The organism is Desulfovibrio sp. Huiquan2017 (assembly GCF_017351175.1).
Lineage (GTDB): Bacteria > Desulfobacterota > Desulfovibrionia > Desulfovibrionales > Desulfovibrionaceae > Pseudodesulfovibrio.
On the sequence record NZ_JAFMPN010000007.1, the window covers coordinates 24709 to 47618 of the forward strand.

General features: G+C 63.3%; 19 protein-coding genes. 14 read left to right on the forward strand and 5 right to left on the reverse strand.

All coding sequences use genetic code 11. From position 1 onward, the window contains the following. The first annotated feature begins 67 nt into the window (after positions 1-67). The 4 genes from J0909_RS06920 to J0909_RS06935 all read left to right on the forward strand — a co-directional run bounded on the left by J0909_RS06920 (position 68) and on the right by J0909_RS06935 (position 3606). A complete protein-coding gene (locus J0909_RS06920; protein ID WP_207261585.1) occupies positions 68-661 on the forward strand; it encodes a TetR/AcrR family transcriptional regulator in 594 nt (197 codons plus the stop codon). 43 nt (positions 662-704) lie between these two features. Further along, a complete protein-coding gene (locus J0909_RS06925; protein WP_207261586.1) occupies positions 705-1712 on the forward strand; it encodes a TRAP transporter substrate-binding protein in 1008 nt (335 codons plus the stop codon). A gap of 92 nt (positions 1713-1804) precedes the next feature. Beyond that, positions 1805-2290: a TRAP transporter small permease gene (locus J0909_RS06930; RefSeq protein ID WP_207261587.1), complete on the forward strand. Its 486-nt coding sequence runs from the start codon at positions 1805-1807 to the stop codon at positions 2288-2290. Positions 2291-2292: 2 nt separating this feature from the next. Next, on the forward strand, positions 2293-3606 hold the full coding sequence (locus J0909_RS06935; RefSeq protein ID WP_207261588.1) for a TRAP transporter large permease: 1314 nt from the start codon (positions 2293-2295) through the stop codon (positions 3604-3606). 65 nt (positions 3607-3671) lie between these two features. Here J0909_RS06935 and J0909_RS06940 read toward each other — a convergent pair whose 3' ends face one another. From J0909_RS06940 to J0909_RS06955, 4 genes are all read right to left on the reverse strand, one after another. Next, on the reverse strand, positions 3672-5720 hold the full coding sequence (locus J0909_RS06940; RefSeq protein WP_207261589.1) for a methyl-accepting chemotaxis protein: 2049 nt from the start codon (positions 5718-5720) through the stop codon (positions 3672-3674). Positions 5721-5829: 109 nt separating this feature from the next. Continuing rightward, complete coding sequence (locus J0909_RS06945; protein ID WP_207261591.1) at positions 5830-8268, reverse strand: acetate--CoA ligase family protein; 2439 nt, start codon at positions 8266-8268, stop codon at positions 5830-5832. Between the two features lie 43 nt (positions 8269-8311). Beyond that, positions 8312-9103: a substrate-binding periplasmic protein gene (locus tag J0909_RS06950; RefSeq protein WP_207261593.1), complete on the reverse strand. Its 792-nt coding sequence runs from the start codon at positions 9101-9103 to the stop codon at positions 8312-8314. Positions 9104-9153: 50 nt separating this feature from the next. Next, a complete protein-coding gene (locus J0909_RS06955; protein WP_207261594.1) occupies positions 9154-9972 on the reverse strand; it encodes a nitroreductase family protein in 819 nt (272 codons plus the stop codon). A gap of 178 nt (positions 9973-10150) precedes the next feature. Between J0909_RS06955 and J0909_RS06960 the strand changes: the two genes are divergently transcribed. From J0909_RS06960 to J0909_RS07000, 10 genes are all read left to right on the forward strand, one after another. Next, a complete protein-coding gene (locus tag J0909_RS06960) occupies positions 10151-11923 on the forward strand; it encodes a glutamine--tRNA ligase/YqeY domain fusion protein (RefSeq protein ID WP_207261596.1) in 1773 nt (590 codons plus the stop codon). A 193-nt stretch (positions 11924-12116) separates the two neighbouring features. Next, the gene (locus J0909_RS06965; RefSeq protein WP_286181853.1) at positions 12117-12752 is read left to right on the forward strand and encodes a TetR/AcrR family transcriptional regulator; all 636 of its coding nucleotides are present in this window, start codon (positions 12117-12119) and stop codon (positions 12750-12752) included. An 18-nt stretch (positions 12753-12770) separates the two neighbouring features. Then, positions 12771-12893 (forward strand): hypothetical protein, encoded by a 123-nt coding sequence (locus J0909_RS18365; RefSeq protein ID WP_286181854.1) that lies wholly within the window; start codon positions 12771-12773, stop codon positions 12891-12893. Between the two features lie 376 nt (positions 12894-13269). Next, positions 13270-13518 (forward strand): phage regulatory CII family protein, encoded by a 249-nt coding sequence (locus J0909_RS06970; protein WP_207261598.1) that lies wholly within the window; start codon positions 13270-13272, stop codon positions 13516-13518. Positions 13519-13863: 345 nt separating this feature from the next. Beyond that, positions 13864-15882, forward strand: coding sequence for an ATP-binding protein (locus J0909_RS06975; protein ID WP_207261600.1), 2019 nt, complete (start codon positions 13864-13866; stop codon positions 15880-15882). Further along, on the forward strand, positions 15875-16408 hold the full coding sequence (locus J0909_RS06980; RefSeq protein ID WP_207261602.1) for a YqiA/YcfP family alpha/beta fold hydrolase: 534 nt from the start codon (positions 15875-15877) through the stop codon (positions 16406-16408). Before J0909_RS06975 ends, J0909_RS06980 begins: the two co-directional genes overlap by 8 nt. After that, positions 16405-17382: an ABC transporter substrate-binding protein gene (locus J0909_RS06985; protein WP_207261604.1), complete on the forward strand. Its 978-nt coding sequence runs from the start codon at positions 16405-16407 to the stop codon at positions 17380-17382. Before J0909_RS06980 ends, J0909_RS06985 begins: the two co-directional genes overlap by 4 nt. Next, entirely contained in the window at positions 17379-19313 is a 1935-nt protein-coding gene (locus J0909_RS06990; RefSeq protein ID WP_207261606.1) for a SpoIIE family protein phosphatase, read from the forward strand. The genes J0909_RS06985 and J0909_RS06990 overlap by 4 nt, the downstream gene beginning before the upstream one ends. A 193-nt stretch (positions 19314-19506) precedes the next feature. Then, positions 19507-19815, forward strand: coding sequence for a phage regulatory CII family protein (locus J0909_RS06995; protein ID WP_207261608.1), 309 nt, complete (start codon positions 19507-19509; stop codon positions 19813-19815). Positions 19816-19973: 158 nt separating this feature from the next. Beyond that, positions 19974-21239, forward strand: coding sequence for a class II fructose-bisphosphate aldolase (locus J0909_RS07000; protein ID WP_207261610.1), 1266 nt, complete (start codon positions 19974-19976; stop codon positions 21237-21239). 377 nt (positions 21240-21616) lie between these two features. Here J0909_RS07000 and ychF read toward each other — a convergent pair whose 3' ends face one another. Further along, positions 21617-22714: a redox-regulated ATPase YchF gene (gene ychF, locus J0909_RS07005; RefSeq protein ID WP_207261611.1), complete on the reverse strand. Its 1098-nt coding sequence runs from the start codon at positions 22712-22714 to the stop codon at positions 21617-21619. Positions 22715-22910: the final 196 nt, after the last annotated feature.

Here is a 22910-nt window from a genome sequence, read left to right on the forward strand (position 1 = left end):
ACCGCAAGTCGCAAGCTGACCGTAGGTCGCAATAAAACCCAGCGATTCCGGGGAACAAGGACGAAGTATGGCGACCAAGCAACAGGAAAAATCCCAACAGACCATGCAGGAGCTTATGGCTTCGGCCATCGAGCTGTTCGGCACCAAGGGGTTCGCCAACACCTCGGTGTCCGAGATCACCGACCACGCGGGCTACGCCAAGGGAAGCTTCTACCGCCACTGGAACTCCAAGGACGAGCTCTTTCTCCAGATCGTGGAACAGAAATTCAAACAGTACCGGGCCACCCGCCACGACCGGGTGCAAAAGGCCGCCGACCTTGAAGAGGCCATGAACATCATCTGGGACTTCCTGGAAACCATCGTGGCGGACCGCAACTGGTCGGCCATCTTCCTGGAGTTCACCATCCACGCGGCCACCAGCGAAGCCCTGCGCAAGCTCCTGAACAAATCGGACTACCGGCTCTCGGACCGGGTCTTTGCCGAACTGGTTCGCAGCCACGTGACCAGCGAGTTTCCCCCCGAGAAGATCGGGGCCCTGAACACCGCCCTGTTCGAGGGATTCCTCATCCACCGGGCGCTCGGCACCGAGACCCTCACCCTCGGGGAAGTGCGCGAAGCGGCCATCGACCTGGCCGTGAAGAACGGAACCAAGCGGGACTAAGTCCCGCCGAGCCCATATCACTTCATTACAAGCGAGATGCACCATGCGTAAGATCCTGTTGACCCTGGCGGCCCTGGCCTTCATTGCCGCGGGCCTGGCCGTCCCGGCGCACGCCGAGTCCGTGCGCCTGACCTATTCGAGCTTCTTCCCGCCCACGCACATCCAGTCCAAGCTGGCCGAGCAGTGGTGCCAGGAGGTCGAGATGCGCACCAATAAAGACGTCATCATCGACTTCTACCCAGGCGGCACCCTGAGCCCGGCCAAACAGTGCTACGACGGCGTGGTCGAGGGCATCTCGGATATCGGCCAGTCCGCCCTGGCCTACTCGCGCGGGCGCTTCCCGGTCATGGCCGCCGTGGACCTGCCCATGGGCTACAAGAACGGCGTCCAGGCCACGGCCGTGGCCAACACGGTCTACGCCAAGTTCTCGCCCGCCGAATTCGACGACGTGCAGCCCATGTACTTCCACGCCCACGGCCCGGGCCTGCTCTTCACCGTGGACAAGCCGGTCCACACCCTGGCCGACCTGCGCGGCCTCAAGATCCGCTCCACCGGCAACTCGGCCAAGCTCATCGAAGCCCTCGGCGGGACCCCGGTGGCCCAGCCCATGCCCGCTTCCTACCAATCCCTGCAAAAAGGCGTGGTGGACGGCTCCGTCCACCCCATGGAATCCAACAAAGGCTGGAAGCTCGGCGAAGTGGTCCGCCACTGCACCATGACCGTGCCCGTGGGCTATACCACCACCTTCTTCATCGTCATGAACAAGGCCAGGTGGAACGAGATTTCCCCCAAGAACCAAAAGATCATCGAACAGATCAACAGGGAATGGTCAATCAAGCACGGCCAGGCCTGGGACGCCTCCGACGCCGAGGGGCGCAAGTTCCTGACCGCCAAGGGCGGCGACTTCTACGAGCTTGAGCCCGCCGAGGCCGAGCGATGGGTGCAGGCCGCCCGGCCCGTGCTGGACGGCTACGCCGACGGCGAAGGCAAGAAGGTGGACGGCCGCGCCGTGGTCGAATTCATCAAGGCCGAAATGACCAAGGCGCAGTAGGCGACCGCCTCCCCGCCCATCGGGCGACAGACAACCGAAACCGGACGGGGCGGGCGATGGTCCGCCCCGTCCGTCGTGAAAAGGGATAGACAATGGAAGAAGCCAGAGGGCCGCTCCATATCACCGAAAAAATCATGCGCATCATCGCGGCCGCCTGCCTGGCGGGCATGGCCGCCATGACCGGCGCGGACGTGTTCTTGCGCGGGGCCTTCAACACCCCCATCTTCGGCTGCGAGGAGATCGTGGCCATCCTCGGCGTGATCGCCGTGGGCTTCGCCCTGCCCTACTCCCACTACCAGAAGAGCCACATCGGCGTGGAAATCCTGGTCCGCCGCCTGCCCAGGCGAACGCGCGAGGTCCTGGGGTTGCTGACCAACCTGGCCACCCTGTGCCTGGTGGGAATCATCACCTGGCGCATGTTTCTCTACGCCGGGACCCTGGCCGAGTCCGGCGAGGTCTCCATGAACCTGGAGCTGCCCGAGTACTACGTGGTCTACGTCCTGTCCTTCGGCTTCTTCGTCTACGCCCTCTGCCTGCTGGCGGACGTGGCCGAATTCTTCAGGAAACGGGGGGCCTAGCCATGGATCCGACCACCGCCGGAATCATCGGCATCTGCGTCATGGTCCTGCTGTTCATGACCCGGATGCCCGTGGCCTTCGTCATGATGCTCGTGGGATTCGTGGGTTTTTCGCTCCTGACCTCATGGAGGGGCGGGCTCAATCTCATGAGCCGGAACGTCTACGACGCCTTCGCCTCCTACGAGCTGTCCACCATCCCGCTGTTCATCCTCATGGGCCAAGTGGCCTTCAACAGCGGCATCTCGCGGCGGCTCTACGACACAGCCTACCGCTTTCTGGGCAGTACCCGGGGCGGGCTCGCCATGGCCACGGTCTCGGCCTGCACCGCCTTCGGCGCGGTCTGCGGGTCCAGCCCGGCCACGGCCGCGACCATGTCCACAGTGGGCATACCGGAGATGAAGCGCTACGGCTACGCCAACTCCTTGGCCGCCGCCTCGGTGGCCTCGGGCGGAGGGTTGGGCATGATCATGCCGCCCTCGGTGGTCCTGATCATCTACGGCGTGCTCACCGAACAATCCATCGGCGCGCTGTTCGTTTCGGGCATACTCCCGGCCATCCTGCTGACCGGCCTGTTCATCGCGGGCATCCACATCCAGTGCCGGGTCAACCCGGCCCTGGGGCCCAAGGGCGAATCCTTCTCCTGGGGCGAGCGGCTCCGGTCCCTGACCAACCTCATGGACACCCTGCTCGTCTTCGCCCTGGTCATCGGCGGCCTGTTCTGGGGCTGGTTCACCCCCACCGAGGCCGCGTCCATCGGAGTCATCGGCGTGCTGGCCCTGGCCGTGATCAAGCGCCAACTGACCTGGAAGGCCTTCGTCAACTCCCTCTACGAGACCCTGCGGACCTCCTGCATGGTCCTGGTGCTCATCGCGGGCGCGGTGGTCTTCGGCAAATTCCTGGCCGTGACCCGCATCCCCTTCGACATCGCCAATTGGGTGTCCGCCTTCGACATGCCGCCGTTCGCCATCATGGGCACGATCATCCTGATCTACTTCATCGGCGGCTGCTTCATGGATTCCCTGGCCCTGATCATGCTGACCATCCCGGTCTTCTACCCCGTGGTCACAGGCATGGGCTTCGACCCCATCTGGTTCGGCATCATCATCGTCCTGGTCACCGAAATGGGCGTGATCACCCCGCCGGTGGGCATCAACGTGTACGTGGTCTACGGCATGTGCCGCAAGATCGCCCCGGACGTGACCCTGGAGGACGTGTTCAAGGGCATCCTGCCGTTCATGCTCTCCATCGTGGTCGGCATCGCCCTGCTCTTCCTCTTCCCCCAGATCATCCTCTTCCTGCCGGGATTAATGTACTGACGGCGGGCGGATGCGCACAAAAACCCCGGTTCGCGAACCGGGGTTTTTCTGTGTGCGGGACGAAATCAGTAGCGCTTCAGACCCTCCCGAGGCGCCTCCCCGGGAGGCAGGGAGGCCAGAGCCGCCGCCGGGGGAAGGCAATCCCGCCCTTCCCGGCCGCCGCACTTGAACCAAGCCATCATCTGGCGCAGAGACTCGGCCTGACCCGAAAGTTCCTCCGACGTGGACGCCACCTCCTCAGCAGCCGAGGCGTTGCCCCGGGTGGCGGCCTCCATCTGACTCACGGTGCCGCCGATCTGTTTGATGACCACATCCTGTTCGGCGCACACCGCGCTGATCTCCCCAACCAGATCCGAGGTCCGCTCTATGTCCGGGACCAGTTTCTCAAGCATATGCGCGGCCCGGTCCGAAACCTCCACGGTCGAATCGGACAACTGGCCGATTTCGCCCGCCGCCACGCCGCTGCGCTCGGCCAGCTTGCGGACCTCGGCCGCAACCACGGCGAATCCCTTGCCGTGCTCCCCGGCCCGGGCCGCTTCAATGGCCGCGTTCAGCGCAAGCAGGTTGGTCTGCCGGGCTATCTCCTCGATGATGGATACTTTCGCGGCGATCTCCTTCATGGCCCCCACCGCCTGTCCCACTGCCCGACCGCTCTCGGCGGCCTTTTTCGCCGCACCGGTGGCTATGGATGCGGTTTCGCGGGAATGCCCCGCGTTGCGCGTGATGGAATCGGAAATTTCATTGATGGACGTGGACAGCTTCCGTGCGCCCGCAGCCTGATCGGCGGCTCCCTGAGACAGGGTCCCGGCCGAGGCCGAGAGCTCCCCGCTGCCGGCGGCCACGGTCTCCACGGCCCCGTTCACGCCGAAGACCACGTCGCGCAGCCGGACGACCATGTCTCCCATGGCTTCGAGCATGCGGCCGATCTCGTCGCGACCGCGCGGCCGCACCTGGTCGCGCAGGTCGCCTTCGGCCATGAGCGAAGCGATGCGCAGGGTTTCGCCCAGAGGACGGGTGATCATCCGCGACAAAGCCAGGCCGATGACCAGGGCCAGGATCATGGACACGCCGACACCGCCATACACGGCCAGACTCGCGGCCGTGATCGTATGGGCCTGGCGGCGTTCGGCGATGGCCTCCACCTTGCGCAGGGAATCCAGGATGCTTCCGCCCATCGCGTCCACGCGGGTGTCCGAATCGTCGATCTCGCTCAGGAACCCCATGTATTCACGATGCCGGGCCATGGCCTCCAGCGCCGCAGGACGAAAGGCCTCCCGGTACAGCCGGGCCAGTTCATCCACGCGGGCCGCCACGGCCGGATCGTCCACCGGGGTTATCACCTCGCGGTCCACGCTGCCGCCTTCCCTGAGAACGCCGATCACGTCGTCGAACGCGGTCACGGTCTCCGCATAGCGGGCAGCCAGCGCGTCGCGGGCCTCGGCGGTGTCGGGCTGAACGTACTCCTCAAGGACGATGCGACTCAAGCCGATGTCGGCCTCCAGACGCATGCCCATATCCGCCCAGGAAACTTCCCGGGACAGGATGTCGAAAGCGTCCGCGCCGTTGTTCAACCGCCGGTCGAGAACAGTCGCCACCTCGGCCTGGAACGCCGCGCAGGCCTTCAGGACCTCGGCGTGGGCCCGGGCCATGGCGGTCATGGCCTCCCGCCGCTTGCGGATGGCCTCGAACGCGGCGCGCTTGAGATCGTAGGTCCGCCGGATGGCCGCCGCAAACTCGTCCGCATGGGTCGTCTTGATTCCGGAAACCAGTCTCCGAATCTCCGGGTCGTCCGAAGCCGTCACCCGACCGCTGGCCGAATCCAGCCCGGACAGGATGCCCTCGGCGAACAGATTGAAATCCCGATCCACGGCCTCGTGCTCGGCCCAATTTTCATCCAGCGCCTTGCCATCCTCGGCGTCGAGAAACTCCATGACCATCTGCTGATCGTAGCGGACGGCGTATTTCAATTGCATGGCTGCGTCCATGATGGACGAAGACGCCAACATGCCGTCCTGGGCCGACTTCACGTACACTCCCGTAAACAGGAACAGGAGAACGATGACCAGGAATCCGCCGATGATCTTCGGCCCGATGCGAACGTCTGCCAGCTTCATGTATTCCTCCGCAAGAGAATATGGTCGAAGACGCGGGCCATGCGGGGCACGGACCGCCCACTTCTCACAGGCTAGGCCATAGTCGCTAACGGAGAAATTATAATATTCGTTACTCCAATACGTCGTCCGAGATCTGGTGCGCGCGAATCCGGGCCGCGTTGAGCCGCCCGTCCATGTATTGAGCCAGGGCGGCCACGGCCTGATCCGAGGTGCGGAAGGTGCACAGCCCGGCCTGTTTCAGACGATCCACCAGGGGATCGTATTGACGGCCGCCGTCCACCACGCCGATGACCGGAGTATCGAGCTGGGGCAGCAGGTCGGCGAGCAGCGCGGCTATGGAGCGCTCATCCTCCATGGTCATGGGCGTGTCCGGATCGGCCAGGGTGCGCATGACCGGCGACATGGGCACGAGCCCGGCCACCACCGCGTCCACGCCCGGGTCCGTGGCCAGGAGACGGATGGCTTCGGCATGGACATGGTCATCGGCCGCCGGGGTGATGTCCAGGGGATTGGTCACCGTGACCAGTCCGGCCAGCCGGTTGGCGGCCACCAGGTCTTGCAGGGCCTCGCGGGTCCCGGCGGCCAGGGGGGCCAGGGTCATGGAATAGTCATCGCCATGGATGGAATCGGCCATGCCCACGGCCTCGAACCCCGCGCCGGAAACGGCGGCCAGGCGATTGCCGCCGATGGTCTTGCCGTTCAAGCGCTCGGCCAGCATGAACAGGTTTTCGAACTGGGTGAAGGAGTGGGCCACGATGGCCCCGGCCTGGCGCACGCAGGACTCGCAGACCGCATAGTCCCCGGCCAGGGAGGCAGTGTGGCCGCTGGTGGCGGACTTGCCCTCCGGGGTGCGGCCCGCCTTGTAAAAGACCACATCCTTGCCCGCCAGCACGGCTCGGCGCACGCCCCGGCAAAAATTCAGTCCATCCAGATCGTTGAACCCCTCGGCATAGACCGCGATGACGTCCACGTCGTCGGCCTCGGCGAAATGCGAGACCATGTCGCCCAGGGTCAGGTCGGTCTGGTTACCCATGGAGACCATGTAGGCCGGGTTCAGGAAGGGGCATTGGGAAAGACGGGTGAGCATGAACGCGCCCGATTGGGAGATAAAGGCCGCCCGTTGGTGATCGCCCGGGGCCAGGGGAGGCAACTTCTCCTCGGGGATGAACCAAGTGTCGTAGTGGCCGGGCCGGGAGACCACGCCCATGCAATTGCCGCCCAGGAAGACCGGGCCCGCGCCCGCGGCATGGGCCTCGTCGATGCGGGCGATCACCCCGGCAGCGCGTTCGCGGCTTTCCGCGGTCTCGCCCAGTCCGCCCGGAATGAGCATGACCGACTCGGCGCAGTCCAGGGCCACCAGTTCGTCCACCAGGGCCGGAACCTGATCCGCGCCCACGGCCACCACGAACAAGTCCAGCCGCCGATCCAAAGACTTGAGATCGGGTACGCAGGCCACACCGTCGATCTCGGTCTCGCCCGGTTTGACCAAACGCACGTCCTCGGCAGGGAATCCGGCTTCAAGCACGTTCTTGAGAATGATCCGCCCGAAATTCATACGCGAGGCCGAAACCCCAACAATGCCGATGGAAGACGGCTTAAGCAGCTTGGCAATGCGTTCCACCGGGCGCGGGGCGCGGACTCCGCTGCGGCCCGTGAACCGGCACAGGCCGTCCAGGGGCACCATCAGGTAGTCGGCGTAGGCAAAGGGGTTGATCTCCAGTTCCTCTATGTGGAAGGGCGCGTCCGGATTGTCCGGAGAGTAGTGGTTGGCCATGTCGATGAACGAGGAAAAGCATTCGATAAGCTGCTCGTCAGTGACGATGCGCCGTTGGCCCCGGGTCAGCCCGGCCAGTTTACGATAGGAAATGGTCTTGCGGAAAAGCTCGAAGAAGCGGCCCCCGTCGGTCAGGGCGGTGGAGGCGATGGTCAGGGCCTGGCCCTTGCGGAACCGCTCGGCATAAAGCTCGGTGTCGGTGCCGCCCAGCCCGGCGGTGATGACCATGCCGAACTCGCGGGTCTTGCGGATGCCCACCAACAGTTCGTTGCCGAAGGCGGTGGAGTCCGGCTCCATGAACTGGACCATGAGCACCCCGCGCAGGTCCCGGGTCACGGCCTCGACCAGAGGCTCGCCCGTGAGCCCGCGATAGGGCTCCGGAGCAGAGCCGGGATCGCGCTCCAAGGCTGCGGCATAATTATCCGGGACCTCGTAGAGCATGCGCCGCACGGCCGAGCGGATGGCGTCCGGGCGGTTCTCGACCACGCGCACCCCGCCCGCCTCGGTCTTGTGCGCGATGGAGGGTGATACGATCTTAAGGACGACCTTATCGCCTGACAGGACCGAGAGCTGCTCATCCGAAAACCGGCCCGACCGTTCCAGCAGAACGCAAGGGGGGGGCGTTTCCGCGCCCGAAGCCTTGAGCAGGTCGTAGACCTCGTACTCGAACAGGGAGTCGCGTCCCTGGGCATGGGCCCGTTCGAACAGGGCGTCGATGGCCTCGAAATTGATCTCCACCTGAACCGAACCAAAGGCAAAATAGGCATCCGACATGCCGCGCTCCACAAATTTTTCGGACGGACCGCCGTCCGGTTGATTATCGTTCGTCCTCGGCTCGGTCGTAGGCCAGGACGATGTGTTCGTATTCTCCGTCGGCCCGGATGGTCGCCAATCCCCGATCGAACCGCTCGCATAGGGACTTGTCGGCAAAGGCCACCTGCCGTTCCTGAACCGGAAAGATACGGCTGAAACGCACGGGCTGGGCCAGATCCACGGCCTGGGCCGCCGGGGAGGACTTGAGACGGTTGCGCCAATAGAGAAAAACACGCTTCTCGGAGATGACCACGTCCACCCGCTTGGAAAAGAGCATGCGCACCTGCAGGGACTGGTCGGACAACTCGTTATAGAGAGGGTTGCCTTGGGCCATGGCCGCGAACTCGGGGCCGAGGTAGCGGGCCGCGTCCTGGAAACCGAGGACCACGTATCCCGCCAGGTCTCCGATGGAGCCTATGTTCAGGCTCCGGTCAGCCAGGGTCACGGCGTAGTTCTGGAATATCAGGGTCGGCGCGGAGTAAAAGACCGGCCACTTGGTGCATTCGGCCATGTCGTACCCCACGCTGGTGGACAGACAGTCCACCTCCCGTCCGGCAAACGCCAAAGGCAGCCGCAGGTTGGGCAGATAGGAGAACCGCGCCACCATCCCGACAGCTCGAAAGGCCGCCCGGATGATATCCACCTCAAGACCGGCGTCCTGCCCCCGGAGGACATAGGGCGCGATGGCGAAGCCGACGCCCACCCGGACCTCCCGGGCATGGGCCGCGACGGAGCCGCTCAACAGCATGGCGGCCAGCACGGCCGAACACCAAAAGAAACGCAGCCCCGTCAGCATCCGGCGACCCTACCGTGGGTCCAGGAAGGAATCCGGCCAAAGGCGGATGATCACAGCCAGTCCACCTTCGGGGCCGGACGCGGGGGTAGGGCCGTATAACGGCGTGCCGGGCGGCCGAGCATGAGCGCCCCGTAGACCGCCTCGCCGTCGTCCAGGCCGAGGTATGCCCGCACTCCGGCGTCATGCGATGTGGCGGGCAGCAGGTACCCGCACCAGCATGCGCCGAGCCCTCCGGCCGAGGCGGCCAGTTCCAGGTAGGCAGTGGCGATGACCCCGTCCTCCCGGGGCGTGATGCCCGACTTCGGCCCCACGGCCACGGCCAGGGCCGGAGCGTTGTGGCAGATGAGGTCCATGCCCGCGTCCCAGACCCGGACGATGCCGGGCAGGTGCAGGGCGCGGGCCAGATCCGATTCCGCTTCGGCCTCGGCGCGCATCCAGGCGACCACGGCCCCGGCGATCCCGGCGACCTTGTCGCGGCCCAGGGCCGCCACCCACCGGGTGGGTCGGGCGTTGTGCCCCGAAGGACAGTACCCGGTCACGGCCAGAAGCCGGTCAAAGGTTTCGCGGTCCACGGGCTCGTCACGGAAGAAACGCACGGACCGGCGACCCTTGAGGAACTGTTCGGCCCGGTCAAAAGAGATGTCCAGAGTCCGGTCCAGGGGGTCGCTCCTCCGGTCGAAACGGGCCAGTTGGATGGCGTCCGCCGGGCAGACGGCCATACAGTGGCCGCAGTCCAGGCAGTAGGCCCATTTCTTCTCATGAGGCTCGGGCAATCCGCCCTTTTCGAACACGATGCACCCGGCCGGACAGTCGGCGGCGCACAGGCCGTCCCGCTTGCAGCGGGTCTCGTCTATGGTGAATAGCGGCATGGCAGGTTCTCCTTGAAATCCGTCCGCCCAGTGTGTCCGTTTGCGCCCTGGCAGGCAAGCATTGCGTTGACCGGCAAGCGGTTTTCCCGTATTTCCGTGCCACGGGCAGGATGGGGAATCTTGCCCTATTTGCGACGGCTCGACCGAAATACGGTCAATTCATACAACGAGGTTTTTCATGAGCACCAAACCCGAAGCCCCGGAAAAGGGCAAGGACTTCATCCGCCAGATCATCGACAGGGACATGGAGAGCGGCGCCTACCACGGTCGCGTGCACACCCGGTTCCCGCCCGAGCCCAACGGCTACCTGCACATTGGGCACGCCAAGTCCATCTGCCTCAACTTCGGGCTGGCCCGCGACTACCACGGCAAATGCAACCTGCGCTTCGACGACACCAACCCGGTGAAGGAAGACGTGGAATACGTGGATTCCATCCGCGAGGATGTCCGCTGGCTGGGCTTCGACTGGGACAACAACTTCTACGCCTCGGACTACTTCGAAAGGCTCTATTTCATCGCCGAGCTGTTCATCAAGATGGGCAAGGCCTATGTGGACCACCAGTCCGCCGAACAAATCCGCGAAAACCGGGGTACCCTCAAGGAACCCGGCACGGAATCCCCGTACCGCGACCGGACCGTGGAGGAAAACCTGACCCTGTTCCGCGCCATGCGCGCGGGCGAATTCGCGGACGGCGAATGCATCCTGCGGGGCAAAATAGATATGGCCGCGCCCAACGTCATGCTGCGCGATCCGGCCCTGTACCGCATCAAGCACGCCACCCACCACCGGACCGGCGACGCCTGGTGCATCTACCCCATGTACGACTTCACCCATGGCCTGTCCGACGCCATTGAGGGCGTCACCCACTCCATCTGCACCCTGGAGTTCGAAAACAACCGTCCCCTGTACGACTGGTGCGTGGACACCCTCATGGCCGGACTCAAGCAGCCAGAACTGTTCGGCGAGAACGCTGACGTATATAATGAACTCGCCGGGCTGCCCGGCTTCACGGACAGGCCCCGCCAATACGAATTCGCCCGCTTGAACATCACCGGCACGGTACTCTCCAAGCGCAAGCTCATCCAACTGGTCAAGGAAGGGCACGTCCTGGGATGGGATGACCCGCGCATGCCGACCATCTCCGGCTTCCGGCGACGCGGCTTCACGCCCGAGTCCATCCGCGACTTTTGCGACCGCATCGGCGTGGCCAAAGCGGACTCCATGGTCGAATACGCCCTGCTCGAAGCCTGCCTGCGCGAGGACCTGAACAAACGAGCCCCGCGCTACATGGGCATCATGGACCCGGTCAAGCTGGTCATCGAGAACTACCCCGAAGACCAGGAGGACATTTTCGAAATCGCCCTCAACCCCGAAGACGAGTCCTACGGCACCCGCAAGGTGCCCTTTTCCCGCGAGCTCTGGATCGAACGCAATGATTTCATGGAAGAGCCGCCCAAGAAATTCTTCCGCCTGGGCCCGGACCGGGAGGTCCGGCTGCGCGGAGCGTACTACGTCACCTGTACCGGATACGAGAAGGACGCGAACGGCAAGGTCACCTTGATCCGCGCCACCTTCGACCCCGCGTCCAAGGGCGGCTGGCTCGAAGGCGGACGCAAGGTCAAGGGCACCCTGCACTGGGTCTCGGCCCGGCACGCCCTCGACGCCGTGGTACGCAACTACGGCTCGCTGTTCACCACCGACAACCCCAACGCCGTGGAAGAAGGCAAGACCTTCATCGACTACGTGGACGCCCACTCGCTGGAGACCCTGCCGGGCTGCAAGGTGGAACCGGCCATGGCCGAAGTGCAGGCGGGCGCGAACTTCCAGTTCGAACGCACCGGCTACTACTGCGCGGACCTGCGCGACCACAAGCCGGGCGAGGCGTTGATCTTCAACCGGACCACCACCCTGCGCGACACCTGGGCCAAGATCCAAAAAAAATCAAGCTAGCCTTGAATTACAAATATTCAACAAAAAGACCGCGTTACGCGGTCTTTTTTTATGTCCGGCACGCGGCGAATAAAAAAAAGCCATTTCTCGCTTGACATTGATTGTTTGGTCAATCTATAGCTTTCTCAACGGCTGATTGCACAATCAATCGATCGTGAACCGGACAGTCAATCAATGAAGGGAACAGACCTGCATGACCAAGAAGGAAGCCATACTCAACGCCGCCCAGGAGGCCTTCGGGCAACTGGGATTCCACGCCGCCACCGTCAAGGACGTGGCCGGGCGGGCCGATGTTTCCTTCGGCTTGGTCTCCCACTACTTCGGCAGCAAGCAGGAGTTGTTCCTGGCCGCCGGGTTCGACATGGCCGACCGGTTGATCCTGCGCCTGAGCGAGGCCACCGCCAAGGCCAAGAACGGCATGGAGGCCATCCGGGCCTACATGAGCGCCTATTTCGATTTCACTGAAGAACATCGGACCCGCTTTCCCGTGCTGTTGCGTTGTTCTCCCTTCAGCCACATGGAACCTGGCGTGGACGGCGCCAAGGTGATGGAGAAGTTCAGCATCTTCATCGACGAGCTCAAGCGTTGCGTCGCCTTGGGCATCGAGGACGGGACCATCCGTTCCCTGCCCCTGGAGCAGACCGCGCTGATCATCTACGGCAACATCGTCGGCTCGGTCCGTACCAGCCTCCTGTCGCCTTACGATTCCACGGGCCTGTTCGAGGAAACCATCAACCACGTGGAACGCAGCATCATCGTCATCCCGGAGAGCTCGTCCGTGGATCATCCGCTGGCCCTTTACCGGTGCAGCGAAACGGAACGGCAATAATACGGACGGAGAAAAGATATGTTCAAGGATCTTACCGCCGCAAGAATTTTGGAGATCGTCCTGGGCAGCCGTGCATGGCTGAACTACATGGACTCCTACAAGTCCTGGTCGGAAGACTGGGCCAAAATACAGCACCCTTAGTCCCGAACGGATCAACACCTCCTAAGGCGCACAGAAATGGACCGCAACCCACACCTGACAGCCTGACAGATACGTTTCGGACACCCCGGCACAGCCGGGTATCAAGGGAGCCGCGAAAGCGGCTCCCTTTTTTTTGCGTGCGCGACACGCCGGCCGCTCACCAGGTGTCGCACACGCAACGCTTGTGTCGCACAATGTCGCACAATGCGACACATGAGACAGCCGTGCGACACAATTCGCGCTGCGCTGTATTCTTTAGACTTTTTATAACCCGTGGGAACGACAGATTATAATACAAATAATGTGTCGCTGGCACGCCGGTTGCTAATACCTGGATACTATTTGCCAAGAACTTCAAACACTGCGGGAGGGCATGATGTTTGCGAAAAACGTAACCAAGGTTGTTCAGGATTGCATTCTCGACAGCGGCATTCAGGCCAAGGTCGTGGCCCAAAAAATCAACAAGCCGTATTCGACCCTGATGCGGGAAATCAACCCCTTCGACGCCAGCGCCAAACTGGGCGCGGAGACCTTGCTCGAAATCATGAAGGTCACACGCGACATTCGTCCGCTCCAGTTCATGGCCTCGGAGATGGGCTTCAACCTGGAAACAGGCAACGCTTAATCCCCCTGGGGGATCGATTTTCGGCCGGGCCCCACGCCCGGCCTTTCTTCGGGGATTATTCCCTAATCCCCGGGGAAAACCAGCAGACGGTGCAAGCCGCTTCGCGACGCGATCCAGGCGATCTCGCCGAGGGCGGGCAACGACTCGTTCTTGCATCCCCTTTCTGCATTTTCGGCGCGATTTTTCCGCCACGCAGCCTTTCGTCCACAAAAGGCCATAGCCATACACGCCCCTTTCCGACCGTGTCGCACACACTCGGGAAAACGGCTTGGCACCTTGCCAATATCGCCCGTTCGGCTTAGAAATACCGAAGTATTCTCCAACCCGAGGACGGACGCGAGCCCCATGACCACACATCCCGGAGACAGGCTGCCGAGAGCCGATTCGCTCAGCCGCCGGGCCAAGCTGGCCCAGTTGGCCTTCATCTCGGCCATCGTCCTGATCTTCTCCTGCGCGCTCATCCTGTTCAATGCCTATCGGCTGCACGTGCGCCTGTCCGAACGCGCGGACAGCATCGCCCACCTGGCCCGGACCAGCCTGGCCAGCGCGGTCTGGCAGGTAGACTACGCCTCGGCCCGCGACTTCATCGACGCCGTGCTCCAGGACGACACCGTGGCGTTCGCCCAGGTGGTCACCGGCCGCGAGGTCATGGCGGCCAAAAGCCGCCCCCGTTTCGCCGGGCACGGCTTCGAGTACTTCACCAAGGACCGGCGGTTCCTGACCAAGTCCGTGGAAATCCGGAAATACGGCGACTGGATCGGCTCATTCAACTTGGCCGTATCCACCGAGGGCAACCTTCAGGAAATGGCCATGTACGTGGGACTGACCTTCGCCCTGGCCCTGCTCCTGATCCTGACCCTGACCCTGGCCGCGGTCCGCTACATGCGCAAACATTTCCTGACTCCGCTCATGGACCTGGAGGAATCGGCCACGACCATCGCGGACGGCAACCTGGACGCGCCCATCGACACCTCGGCCTCCAACGAATTGGGCAGCCTGGCCCGGGCCATCGACGACATGCGCCAGTCCGTCCGCCACCTGATCCATGACCTCCAGGAGGCCAACAACAAGCTCCAGAACCATCAGAACAGCCTGGAAAGCATGGTCAAGGAGCGCACCGAGGAACTCAAGCGCAAGAACGACTCCCTGAACGGAGCCCTGGAACAGGTCCGCCGGGCCAAAAAGGCCGCCGAGGTGGCCAACACGGCCAAAAGCAGCTTCCTGGCCTCCATGAGCCATGAGATCCGCACGCCCATGAACGCCATCCTGGGCATGGCCGACATCCTTTGGGAGACCGATCTGTCCGAAGATCAGGCGCGCTACGTGGAGGTCTTCCGCACCGCGGGCGAGAGCCTGCTTGAAATCCTCGACGACATCCTGGACCTGTCCAAGATCGAGGCCGGGCACCTGACCCTGGAAAAGACCTGGTTCCCGCTGACCGACATCCTGGACCGGACCTGCGGCGTAATCCAGGCCAAAGCCTCGCAAAAGGGCCTCGGCCTGAGCTGCGTCGCCGCCCCGGAGGTTCCGGCGCGCATCAACGGCGACCCCAACCGGCTGCGCCAGGTGCTCTTCAACCTGCTGGGCAACGCCATCAAGTTCACGGACTCGGGCTCGGTGGCCCTGAACGTGGATACGGCCTCGCGCGACGACGATTCCGTTCTGCTCCATTTTTCCATCACGGACACCGGCGTGGGCGTGTCCGGCGACAAGCTCAGGGCTATCTTCGAGGCCTTCACCCAGGCGGACAGCTCCACCACCCGCCAATTCGGCGGCACCGGCCTGGGGCTGGCCATCAGCAAGGAATTGGTCCACATGATGGACGGCCGCATCTGGGCCGAATCCATGCCGGGCAAGGGCAGCACCTTCCATTTCACGGCCCGCTTCGGCACACCTCGCCCCGGGGACGTCGCTCAGCCCGAGCCGCCCCGGCCGCCCGAGGAACCCTCCCTGCCGCCGCTGAACATTCTCATGTTCGAGGATTCCCGGTACAACGCCTTCGTGGCCCGGACCTACCTCGACGCCACCCCCTGCCGCCTGACCGTGACCGAGGACGGCAAGTCCGGGGTCGAACTGTTCAAGAAAGGCGGCTGGGACCTGGTTCTCATGGATATCCAAATGCCGGTCATGGACGGCCTCGAGGCCACCCGGACCATCCGGCAGTGGGAGCGCGAACAAGGGCTCGACCCTGTGCCCATCGTGGTCATGACCGCCTTTGCCATGGACGACGGCACGCGCCGCTGCCTGGAGGCGGGCGCGGACTCGCACCTGCCCAAGCCGGTCAAGAAGAGCGCCTTGTTCGAAGCCATTCGCAAACTGGCCGACAAAAATGCACGAAAAGGAGAGGAATCGGATCATGACTGATGCGCCGAGTTGCCGCTTGTTGTGGTGTCACGGCTCCCTGAGCAGCCCCTGGGGAACCAAGAGTCTGGCCTTGGCCGATGTGGCCGGGGAATTCGGTTTGACCATGGAGGGGCCCGATTTCAGCGATCTCGCCGCCCCGGACGAACGGGTGGAACGCCTGTTGGCCATCCTGGCCGAGGATGACCGGCCCACCATCCTGGCCGGATCGTCCATGGGCGGTTACGTGGCAGCGGCCGCGTCCATGCACGCCCGGGTCCCGGCCCTGTTTCTCCTGGCCCCGGCCTTCTATCTCCCCGGCTACGCCGTGCACGTCTTCCCCAGCCTGCCCGGCCGGGTCACCGTGGTCCACGGCTGGGACGACGACGTGGTCCCGGTGGACAACGCCATCCGCTTCGCCCGGACCCACAAGGCGACTCTGCACGTGCTCGCCGACGGCCATCGGCTGGAGAAGTCCACCGAAACCTTATGCGTCCAGTTTGCCCGATTTCTGGCCTGCGCCAAGGCGGACTTGGAGAAAAACGCATGACCCGAGCCCCCTTCGCAGCGAGGTTGGCCGTGCTGTGCGCCGCTCTCCTGCTCCCGGCCCTTGCGGCCGCCCAAGGGCCGGTCCCGGAAAAGGCGTCCCTGATCCTGCAATGGCTGCCCCAGGCCCAGTTCGCGGGTTACTTCGTGGCCAAGGACAAGGGGTTCTACGCCGAGGAGGGCATCAACCTGACCATCTTGTCCGGCGGCCCGGACATCCTGGCCAGCGAAGAACTTGAGAACGGCAAGGCGGACTTCGCCACCATGTTCCTGACCACCGGCCTGCAGCGACGCGAGTCCCTGCCCCTGGTCAACATCGGCCAGATCGTCCAGCATTCGGCGCTCATGCTCATCGCCAAGGCGTCGTCCGGCATCAAAACCTTCCGCGACCTGGACGGCAAAAAAGTCGGGTTGTGGGCCAACGAATTCCAGATCCAGCCCCTGGCCCTGTTCCGGCGCGAGAACATCCACGCGACCGTGGTCCCGCAGACCTCGTCCCTGGACCTGTTCATGCGCGACGGCGTGGCCGCCTGCTCGGGCATGTGGTACAACGAATACCACACGCTCCTGACCTACGGACTGGACGAGAAGGACCTGCGGCCCCTGTTCTTCACCAACGAGGGCCTGAACTTCCCCGAAGACGGCATCTACTGTCTGGAGCGGACCGCCGCCGAGCGCCCCGAGCTGTGCCAAGGGCTGGTCCGGGCCACCCTCAAGGGATGGCGCTATGCCTTTGAGCATAAGGACGAGGCCCTGGCCATCGTGCTTAAGCGCATGGAAGCGGCCCGGGTCCCGGCAAGCCGAGCGCACCAGCGCTGGATGCTCGAACGCATGGAGGACGTAACCATGCCCGACGGGGCCGCCATGGGCGTGCTCCGCCGCGAGGATTTCAAGCGAGTGGTCGGGGCCCTGCTCGGGACCGGGTTCGCGACCCACCCCCCGAGCTACGAGGACTTCTACAAAGGAGCAATGCAATGAGGCGGTATCCCATCGCCCTCAAGCTGACCTTTCTGATCCTGTCCTGCGCCCTGGTCATCCTGGCCGCCATCGTGGCCTACAACTACGTCGCGTCGCGAGCCGTCATCCTGCGCCAGGCCGAGGACAATTCCCGCCTCCTCGTGGCCGGGACCGCCGGACGCATCGACTCGGTCCTGTCCGGGGTGCAAAAGGTGGCCGAAAACGTCGCCTTTTCCATGGAAGACACCACCCTGTCCAAGCAGGAGATCCTCGACCTCGACCGGCGGGTCCTGGCCAACAACCCCGAGATATACGGGATGGCCATCGCCTTCGAGCCGTACTTCGTGCAACGCGACAAACGCTATTTCGCGCCCTACCACTACCGTTCGGGCGGGCGCATCGGCTTCACCATGCTCGGCGACGCCAATTACCGTTATTTTTACATGGACTGGTACCAGATTCCCAAAGAACTGGGCCGCAGCGTCTGGACCGAGCCCTACTTCGACGAGGGAGGCGGCGGCGTGCCCATGGCCACCTACTCCGTGCCCTTCTACCGCACCGTGGACGGCAAGTCCGTGTTCGCGGGCGTGGTCACGGCGGACATCTCCCTCAACTGGCTACAGGATCTGGTCAGATCCATTCGGCTATACGACTCGGGCTACGCCTTTCTCCTGTCCCGCCACGGCACTTTCATCACCCACCCGGACAAGTCCCTGGTCATGAACCAGACCATCTTCTCCCTGGCCGAGGAACGCGGCTCCAAGGAACTGCGCGAACTGGGCCAGCGCATGCTCTCGGGCAAGGCCGCTTTCATCCCGGTGGGCACGCTTCTCTCGCCCGAGGAAAGCTACATGTTCAGCGACAGGCTCGACTATGGCGGCTGGAGCCTCGGCGTGGTCTTCCCCCGCGACGAAATGCTCGGCGACGCTTACCGCCTGTCCAAGTCCATGCTCGCCATCGGCGCGGTCGGCTTTGTGCTCCTGGCCCTGGTCACCATGGGCATCGCCCGGCGCATCACCCAGCCATTGCGCGAACTGTCCGAGTCGGCCCGTAAAATCGCCTCCGGCAATCTGAACCTCACCCTCCCGGAAAAACGCGCCAACGACGAGGTCGGCGATCTGACCGACTCCTTCAAGTATATGAAAAACTCCCTCAAGGAGTTCATCCACGACCTGACCGCCACCACCCAGGCCAAGGAGCGCATCGAGTCCGAACTGCGCATCGCCCGGGAAATCCAAATGGGCATCCTGCCCAAACTCTTCCCGGCCTTCCCGGACCGCAAGGAATTCGAGGTATTCGCCTCCATCGAACCCGCCAAGGAAGTGGGCGGCGACCTCTATGATTTCTTCTTCGTGGACGAGACCCATTTCTGCTTCCTGGTGGGCGACGTCTCGGGCAAAGGCGTGCCCGCCGCCTTCTTCATGGCCGTGACCAAAACCCTGCTCAAGGTCGTGGCCGAACGCGGCCTGGACCCCGGCGAAATCCTGACCAAGGTCAACGCCGACCTGGCCGCCAAAAACGAGTCGTGCATGTTCGTGACCCTGTTCCTGGCCATCATGGACATCGAGACGGGCGAGACCCGCTATGCCAACGCGGGCCACAACCCGCCGGTCTTCCTGCCCTGCGGCGGCACGCCCGAAATCGTTCCGCCCCTGGGCGAACCCGTGGCGGGCATCATGGAGGACATGCGCTATTCCACCAAGACCATGACCCTCAAGCCCGGCGACCTGCTCTTCATCTATACCGACGGCGTGACCGAAGCCATGAACCCCGAGGGGGCCCTGTTCGGCGAAAAACGGCTGATCAGGCTGCTGGCCGAGCAGCGCGAACCCCTCGCGCCCGAACTGGTCAAGGACGTGGGGGCGGCCATCCATGCCTTTGCCCGGGGCGCGGAACAGTCCGACGACATCACCATGCTGGTCATGCAGTTCATGGGCCAATGCGCCCCTTAGACGCATGGACGGAAAGCCCGCAATCCGTCATCTCGGCAACCATGAAAAACAGGATGTTATAGCGATATAGCCCGGCCATCGCACGCGCCGAATTCGATTTTTACCCCCCCTTTTTCAAATTTCGTTGACGAAAAAGGGAAAACTGGGCTAACTTCCATTACTAGGCAGAATATCCAACATGTGGGGGGTAAACATGTTCGAGAAAGACCTGACCAAGAAAATGCAGGACATCGTTCTGGAAGGACACATCCCGGCCAAGGAAGTGTCCAAGCTGATCAAGAAGCCGTATTCCACATTGCTTCGGGAACTCAACCCGTTCGACGCCCACGCCAAGCTCGGGGTCGAGACCATGTTTGAAATCGTCAAGGCGACACACAACATCTCGGTCCTTGAGTTCATGGCCAGAGAACTGGGGTACACGCTCCGGCCGCTCGACGCCATCCAGCCCGCCAGGCAGGGGACCAGTTCCCGCCGTGTTCACAAGCAGGAAGCGACCATGTGAGAACCGCATCCGGCAAAACACCACACTGCCCGGGACGTGCGTGCCATGCCCGGGCAGTACCGCGTGAGGAACCGGACGCCCCCCGCCCCTTTCATTTTGACTTTGCCCATTGATTGGTTTCTACTGCCGCAAGCACAAACGTTCCAAGGAGGAAGGGCATGTCCCAGGATACATTCAAAAAAGCACTCGCCGTCGGCCGTCCGCCGAACGTCGTCAAGAATTTCCCCAACTCGCAGGCGCTCATCGTCAGCGGCAAGGTCATCGACCGCGCCATGCTGGCCAAGGGCCAGTGCATGACCATCGCGGCCAATGGCCGGAACATCTTCGTCATCGAAGGCGCGCTCCGGGCCGCCCAGAAGGCCAACGCCGCCATCATCATCGAGATCGCCCGCAGCGAAGCCACCTACTGCCCGACCACCCTGTGGAACGTGGCCCGGCGCGTGGACTACCTGTGCAACAAGCTCGGTATCACCGTGCCCGTGGCCGTGCATGCCGACCACTACTTCATGAAGAAATGGGACGACGTGGCCGTGGCCAAGGCCGAAATCCCGTCCGTGTTCGACTCCGGCGTGACCTCCATCGCCATCGACGCCTCGCACATGACCGACGACCTCAACCTGCTCGGCAACCTGGCCGTGTCCCCGTCCATTCCGGCATGGGCCGGCTATGAGACCGAGATCGGCGAGATCAAGGGCGAGTTCGGCCTGTCCAGCCCGGTGGAGGCCAAGTTCCTCATCCAGGGCCTCAACGCCCACGGCCTGTGCCCGGACTGGATCGCCCTGAACAACGGCACCACCCACGGCATCGAGGCCTCGGGCGAAGGCATCCAGGTGGACCTGACCGCCGAAATCCACGCGGCCCTCAAGCCGTACGGCACCTCCGGCGCGCAGCACGGCACCTCGGGCAACGATTCCGCCCGTCTGCGTGAAATCGCCGCCAGGACCGCCACCACCAAGGCCAACGTGGCCACCGCCCTGCAAATGATCTCCTGGGGTGTCAAGGTCAACGACTTCGGCAACGCCATCATGGACGGCGACAAATTCGCCAAAATCCCCGGCCAGGGCGTGGAAGACACCCTCTGGGATGAGATGGTCGCCTACGCCGACGCCAACGGCATCACGGGCGGCAACTACAAGAAACTCAACCTCGTCTTCGAACGCCGCTGGCTCGGCCAGAGCGAATCCGTGCGCGAACGCATGGCCGGAGCCGTCGAGGACTTCGTCTTCGACTTGCTGGTCAACGTTTTCAATGCCAAGGACACCGCGCCCATCGCCTGCGACCTGATCCTCAAAGCCGGTTCCTACGACCTCGGTCTCAAGGCCGAACGGTGCGAGGACCCCGCCGACTGGACCGAAGAAAAGATCAAGGCCAAAGCCGCCGCCATCGACACCGACAAGGGCCCTCAAGGACACTTCGACGACTAGCCGCGCGCAGCCAACCACGTAAAAGAAGAAGGGCGTTCCCAAGGGAGCGCCCTTCTTTTGCGGCCTCCGGCGGCCGGGGCGCCGCCCCGGACCCCGCCAGAGAACCTTTTGAAAAAGGTTCTCTGGACTCTCCAAAACTTCTTGGGTGCCTTCGGCAAGGACGTGCTCACGCAAAAACATATGCTTTTCCATGAAGGAAAAGAACGATCTAATCCAAATGACGCCGCCCGGCCTCGCACCCTGCGAAGCAGCGACAAAAAGTTTAGGAAGGAAAGGGAGATGGGGGTCCGGGGGAAGGGGGAAAGGAAAGCCCTTTTCAAAGGGTTTCCTTTCCCCCTTCCCCCGGCCGCCGGAGGCATTCTCCTCCGACGTCCGGACTAGACGTTGAACAGGAAGTGGACCACGTCGCCGTCCTTCATGACGTACTCCTTGCCTTCGACGCGGAGCACGCCTTCGCTGCGGCATTTGGCCTCGGAGCCGTGCTTGACGAAGTTGTCGTAGGAAATGACCTCGGCTCGAATGAAGCCGCGCTCGAAATCGGTATGGATGACGCCCGCGGCGCGGGGGGCCTTGTCGCCGTCGTGGATGGTCCAGGCGCGGACCTCCTTTTCCCCGGCGGTGAAATAGCTGATCAGGCCAAGGGAGTGGAACCCGGTGCGGATAATCTGGTCCAGGCCGGACTCGGCGATGCCGTAGGACTCCAGGAACTCCTGATAGTCCGCGTCCTCAAGCCCCACAAGCTCCTCTTCCATCCGAGCGGAAATCTTGACGAACTCCGCACCACGCTTCTCGGCCAGACCGCGCACCGCCCGAATGTAGTCGTTGTCCTCGGTCAGGCCGTCCTCATCGACGTTGGCGCAGTAGATCACGTTCTTGGCGGTAATCAGTCGCAATTCGCCGAGCAGCTCGGGCAGGGCCTTCAGATCGCTCTCAAAGGTGGCGGCCGGAAGCCCCTGGTCCAGGTGAGCCATGAGCTGCTTGGCGGCCTCGATCTTCGGGGCCAGGGTCTTGTCGCCCTTGAGCATCTTTTCCATGCGCTCGATACGGTTCTCCAGCACCTGGACGTCGGCCAGGATAAGCTCGGTCTCGATGATATCGATGTCGCGCAGGGGATCCACGGAATTGGCCACGTGGATGACGTCGTCATCGTCGAAACAGCGGACCACGTGCAGGATGGCCTGGGTCTCGCGGATATTGGCCAGAAACTTGTTGCCCAGCCCTTCGCCCTTGCTCGCCCCGGCCACCAGCCCGGCGATGTCCACAAAATCCACTGTGGAATTCATCACCCGCTGGGGATTGACCAAATCGGCCAGCACCGTCAGCCGACGGTCCGGCACCGGCACCACCGCCTTGTTCGGCTCGATGGTGCAAAACGCATAGTTCGCGCTCTCGGCGTTCTGGGCCTTGGTCAGCGCATTGAACAACGTGGACTTGCCCACATTGGGCAATCCGACAATACCTATACTCAGCGACATGAAAACTCCCCGAAAAAAAGATTGCCGGAACAAAATCCCCGGCGCGGCCCTCTCCTTACCCGTCTTCCAGTCTTGAGGCAAGGGCGGGAACAACCGCGCCTCCGGCGGCCTTCGGGGGGACCGGAAAACCCTTTTCAAACGGCTCTCCGGACTCTCACGATTTTTTTGTGCGGCAGGTGGCGAAAGGGGGCAGCCC

Coding starts and splice junctions, on each gene's coding strand:
- J0909_RS06930 (WP_207261587.1), top strand. CDS start 1,805: ATGGAAGAAGCCAGAGGGCCGCTCCATATCACCGAAAAAATCATGCGC.
- J0909_RS06955 (WP_207261594.1), bottom strand. CDS start 9,972: ATGCCGCTATTCACCATAGACGAGACCCGCTGCAAGCGGGACGGCCTG.
- J0909_RS06940 (WP_207261589.1), bottom strand. CDS start 5,720: ATGAAGCTGGCAGACGTTCGCATCGGGCCGAAGATCATCGGCGGATTC.
- J0909_RS06975 (WP_207261600.1), top strand. CDS start 13,864: ATGACCACACATCCCGGAGACAGGCTGCCGAGAGCCGATTCGCTCAGC.
- ychF (WP_207261611.1), bottom strand. CDS start 22,714: ATGTCGCTGAGTATAGGTATTGTCGGATTGCCCAATGTGGGCAAGTCC.
- J0909_RS06985 (WP_207261604.1), top strand. CDS start 16,405: ATGACCCGAGCCCCCTTCGCAGCGAGGTTGGCCGTGCTGTGCGCCGCT.
- J0909_RS06950 (WP_207261593.1), bottom strand. CDS start 9,103: ATGCTGACGGGGCTGCGTTTCTTTTGGTGTTCGGCCGTGCTGGCCGCC.
- J0909_RS06945 (WP_207261591.1), bottom strand. CDS start 8,268: ATGTCGGATGCCTATTTTGCCTTTGGTTCGGTTCAGGTGGAGATCAAT.
- J0909_RS06980 (WP_207261602.1), top strand. CDS start 15,875: ATGACTGATGCGCCGAGTTGCCGCTTGTTGTGGTGTCACGGCTCCCTG.
- J0909_RS07000 (WP_207261610.1), top strand. CDS start 19,974: ATGTCCCAGGATACATTCAAAAAAGCACTCGCCGTCGGCCGTCCGCCG.
- J0909_RS06925 (WP_207261586.1), top strand. CDS start 705: ATGCGTAAGATCCTGTTGACCCTGGCGGCCCTGGCCTTCATTGCCGCG.
- J0909_RS06970 (WP_207261598.1), top strand. CDS start 13,270: ATGTTTGCGAAAAACGTAACCAAGGTTGTTCAGGATTGCATTCTCGAC.
- J0909_RS06920 (WP_207261585.1), top strand. CDS start 68: ATGGCGACCAAGCAACAGGAAAAATCCCAACAGACCATGCAGGAGCTT.
- J0909_RS06995 (WP_207261608.1), top strand. CDS start 19,507: ATGTTCGAGAAAGACCTGACCAAGAAAATGCAGGACATCGTTCTGGAA.
- J0909_RS06990 (WP_207261606.1), top strand. CDS start 17,379: ATGAGGCGGTATCCCATCGCCCTCAAGCTGACCTTTCTGATCCTGTCC.
- J0909_RS18365 (WP_286181854.1), top strand. CDS start 12,771: ATGTTCAAGGATCTTACCGCCGCAAGAATTTTGGAGATCGTCCTGGGC.
- J0909_RS06935 (WP_207261588.1), top strand. CDS start 2,293: ATGGATCCGACCACCGCCGGAATCATCGGCATCTGCGTCATGGTCCTG.
- J0909_RS06965 (WP_286181853.1), top strand. CDS start 12,117: ATGACCAAGAAGGAAGCCATACTCAACGCCGCCCAGGAGGCCTTCGGG.
- J0909_RS06960 (WP_207261596.1), top strand. CDS start 10,151: ATGAGCACCAAACCCGAAGCCCCGGAAAAGGGCAAGGACTTCATCCGC.